Consider the following 3,714-nt stretch of genomic DNA (forward strand, 5'->3'; position numbering starts at 1 on the left):
CCCCCCCACGGTCAAACCACAGGATCACCCCCCACGGTCGGACCACAGGATCACGCCGCACGGACAGACCACAGGGCCACCCCCCACGGTCAGACCACAGGGTCACCCCGCACGGTCGGACCACATGGTCACACCATGCTGTCACCCCCGGCCGTCCCTCGGGCCGTCCCCTCCCCCGGCCCGCCGGCCGGGCGGTCGGCCGGGCGGTCGGCCGGGGCGATGACGCTCCCCGCCCCGACGGTCCGCCCACCCTCCCGGACGGCGAAGCCGAGCCCCGGCTCCAACGGCACCTCCCGCTCCAGTTCGACGGTCATCTCCAGCGTCTCGCCGGGCCGGGCGACGGCCGCCGCGCCGAGGTCGACGGAACCGGCCACGTCCGCCGTGCGGATGTGGAACCGCGGCCGGTACCCGGTGGCCACCGGTGTCGTACGGCCTGCCTCGCGCCCGGGCAGGACGTACACCCGGGCCGTGAACCGGCGGCTCGGCACCACGCTGCCGGGAGCCGCGAGCACGTGCCCGCGCCGCACGGCGTCCCGTGACACCCCCCGCAGCAGCAGCGCCACGCTGTCGCCGGCCTGCGCCCGCTCCATCGGTCTGCCGAAGGTCTCCAGCCCGGTGACCACCGTCTCGACCTCCGCGCCGAGCACCGCCACGCGGTCCCCCACGCGGAGCGTCCCCCGCTCCACGGTGCCCGTGACGACCGTGCCCCGGCCGCTGATGGCCAGCACGTTCTCGACGGGCAGCAGGAACGGCGCGTCCGGGCACCGCTCCGGCATCGGCACGTAGGTGTCGACCGCGTCGAGCAGCGCCTCGACGGACGCCGTCCAGCGCGGGTCGCCCTCCAGGGCCCTCAGGGCACAGACGCGTACGACCGGGACGGTGTCACCGGGGTAGCCCTGGGTGGTGAGCAGGTCGCGGATCTCCAGTTCGACGAGGTCTGCCAGCTCCTCGTCCGCGGCGTCGGCCTTGTTCAGCGCGACGACGATGTGGTCGACACCCACCTGCCGGGCGAGCAGCACGTGTTCCGCGGTCTGCGGCATGATCCCGTCGGGCGCGGAGACGACGAGGACGGCTCCGTCGAGCTGCGCGGCCCCGACGACCATGTTCTGGACGTGGTCGGCGTGGCCGGGCATGTCGACATGGGCGTAGTGCCGGGTGTCGGTCTCGTACTCGACGTGCGCGAGGCCGGTGGTGATGCCGCGGGCGGTCTCCTCCGGGACGGGGCCGATCCGGTCGGACGGCACGGAGGTGGCGGTGCCTCGCGCGGCGAGGACCTTGGTGATGGCGGCGGTCAGCGTGGTCTTGCCGTGGCCGGCGTGGCCGATGGTGCCGATGTTCAGGTGCGGCTTGGTGCGCGTGTTCGCGGTCTCGGACATGGCTCTGCCTCGCAGCCTCTCTCGGTCGTGCGGGAACGCGGGGACCCCGGGGACTCGCCGGCCCTTTCCCCTGCGGGGGTCCGCCGGACGATCCGGAGAGGATCAGCTCCGGGCGCCGTCGACGACGGCCGGGAGGGACGGGACGGCGGCCTTCGGGGCGCCCGCGACCGCGGACGCTGCGAGAGGGAAGGCGTACCGGAACATGCCGTCGATCATCGCCGACGGTTTGTCCGGCGTCGAATGGTTTTTCACCGATCGGCGCCTTCGGGCGCCCGAGTTCCTCCGTGCCTCCCGGACGCTCGGCGCCGCGAACCGGCCCCGTTCGCGCGCCATGAGGGCCCGTACCGCCCCGGGGTCGGACCTGGCGTACTCGCGCGGTGCCCAGCCGGTCGCGACAGGGCGCGGCGGGCCGGTGTGGGGATGCCGAGGAACGGCGCGACGTCCTTCATGCGGGCGCCCGTCGCGGCGGCTCTCCTGGCGTCGGCCGAGGGCCGGACGCCGCCGTCAGGTGTGCCGGCACGAGACCGGCGAGGGCACCGCGCGGCGCCTGCGGCCGGGCCGCACCTGTGACGGTCATGAGACGAACCCTACGGCGATCACACACATGTGTCGGCTAGTGTCACCGGATGCTCGACGCCAACCGCTCTGGCACCGCCACGGCCGCACCCCCGGCCGTCGCCGCGCATCCCCTCGTCCCCGTACCGCCGGTGCGCCGCGAGGGGCCGGCCGCCCGCTGCACCCGTGTGCTGCTGTCCCCTTACGCCCGGCTGTCGTTGCTGCTCGCGCTGCTCGTCGGCGCCGCCGTCTGCGTGCTGCTGTTCGAACCGCAGCGACTGCTGACGCACGGCTGGCCGCCACAGCTCGGCGGGGCTGCGGCGGCCGGGGTGTTCGCGGTGGCGTACGGGCTGTGCAGTGTGGCGTTCGTACCGCGCCCCTTGCTGAACCTGGCCGCGGGCGCGCTGTTCGGCTCGCAGCTGGGACTGGCGACGGCGCTCGCGGGCACGGTGCTCGGCGCCGGGGTGGCGTTCGGGCTGGGCCGGCTGCTCGGACAGCAGGCACTGCGCCCGCTGCTGCGGGGCCGCTGGCTGACAGCGGTGGACGGCCAGCTCAGCCGGCACGGTTTCCGGTCGATGCTCGCCATCCGGCTCTTCCCCGGTGTGCCGTTCTGGGCGGCGAACTACTGCGCGGCCGTCTCCCGCATGGGCTGGCTGCCCTTCCTGCTCGCCACGGGGCTCGGCTCGATCCCGAACACGGCCGCCTACGCGGTCGCCGGGGACCGCGCCTCGGCACCGACCTCACCCGCCTTCCTGATCGCGATGGCCTGTATCGCCGTACCGGCCCTCGCGGGCACGGTGGTGGCCTGGCGCAGGCGTCACCGGCTGCGCGGCCGGTAGCTCCGCCCGCCGTCCCGTCCGCCGCGGGCTCAGATCCTTTCGAGGATCATCGCGTTGGCGAGTCCGCCCGCCTCGCACATGGTCTGCAGGCCGTAGCGCGCGCCGCGTTCGCGCATCGCGTGCACCAGGGTCGTGGTCAGCCGGGTGCCGCTCGCGCCGAGCGGGTGGCCGAGGGCGATCGCCCCGCCGTGCACGTTGACCTTGGCGAGGTCGGCGCCGGTCTCCTGCTGCCAGGCGAGCACCACGCTGGAGAACGCCTCGTTGACCTCGAACAGGTCGATGTCGGCCAGGTCCAGTCCCGCCCTGCGCAGCACCTTCTCGGTGGCCGGGACGACACCGGTGAGCATCAGCAGCGGGTCGGAGCCGGTCACGGCGAAGCTGTGCAGGCGGGCCAGCGGCCGCAGGCCGAGTCGGGCCGCGGTCTCGCCGGAGGTGATCAGGACGGCGGAGGCACCGTCGTTCATCGGGCTCGCGTTGCCCGCGGTGACGTTCCACTCGATCTGCGGGAAGCGCTCGGCGAAAACGGGGTCGTGGTAGGCGGGCTTGAGGCCGGCGAGGATCTCCGGGGTGCTGCCGGGCCGTACGCACTCGTCGCGGGCGACGCCGTCCAGCGGGGCGACCTCGGCGTCGAAGAGCCCCGCCTGCCACGCGGCGGCGGCCTTGCGGTGGGAGGAGACGGCGAACTCGTCCATCCGCTCGCGTGTGAGGGACCACTTGGCGGCGATGAGTTCGGCGCTGACGCCCTGCGGCACCAGGCCCTCCGGGTAGCGCTCGGCGACGCCGGGCCCGAACGGGTCCGCGCCCGCGGGCACGTTGGACCACATCGGCACCCGGCTCATCGACTCCACGCCGCAGGCGACGACGAGGTCGTAGGCGCCCGCCAGGACTCCCTGTGCGGCGAAGTGCACGGCCTGCTGGGAGGAGCCGCACTGGCGGTCCACGGT

Annotated in this window: 4 protein-coding genes; 1 reads left to right on the forward strand and 3 read right to left on the reverse strand. The window is 74.3% G+C overall.

Going from position 1 to position 3,714, the window contains the following annotated elements; translation table 11 throughout:
• Positions 1–128 precede the first annotated feature (128 nt).
• Positions 129–1,376 (reverse strand): elongation factor Tu, encoded by a 1,248-nt coding sequence (locus GT045_RS15215; protein WP_161334489.1) that lies wholly within the window; start codon positions 1,374–1,376, stop codon positions 129–131.
• Positions 1,377–1,478: 102 nt separating this feature from the next.
• Positions 1,479–1,628 (reverse strand): hypothetical protein, encoded by a 150-nt coding sequence (locus GT045_RS38915; RefSeq protein ID WP_202528133.1) that lies wholly within the window; start codon positions 1,626–1,628, stop codon positions 1,479–1,481.
• A gap of 374 nt (positions 1,629–2,002) precedes the next feature.
• Here GT045_RS38915 and GT045_RS15220 point away from each other — a divergent pair, with 374 nt between their 5' ends.
• Positions 2,003–2,770 (forward strand): TVP38/TMEM64 family protein, encoded by a 768-nt coding sequence (locus tag GT045_RS15220; RefSeq protein ID WP_202515682.1) that lies wholly within the window; start codon positions 2,003–2,005, stop codon positions 2,768–2,770.
• A gap of 29 nt (positions 2,771–2,799) precedes the next feature.
• Here GT045_RS15220 and GT045_RS15225 read toward each other — a convergent pair.
• On the reverse strand, positions 2,800–3,714 hold a 915-nt coding region (locus GT045_RS15225; protein WP_161334490.1), incomplete at its 5' end, for a thiolase family protein.

The organism is Streptomyces sp. SID486, assembly GCF_009865385.1.
Lineage (GTDB): Bacteria > Actinomycetota > Actinomycetes > Streptomycetales > Streptomycetaceae > Streptomyces.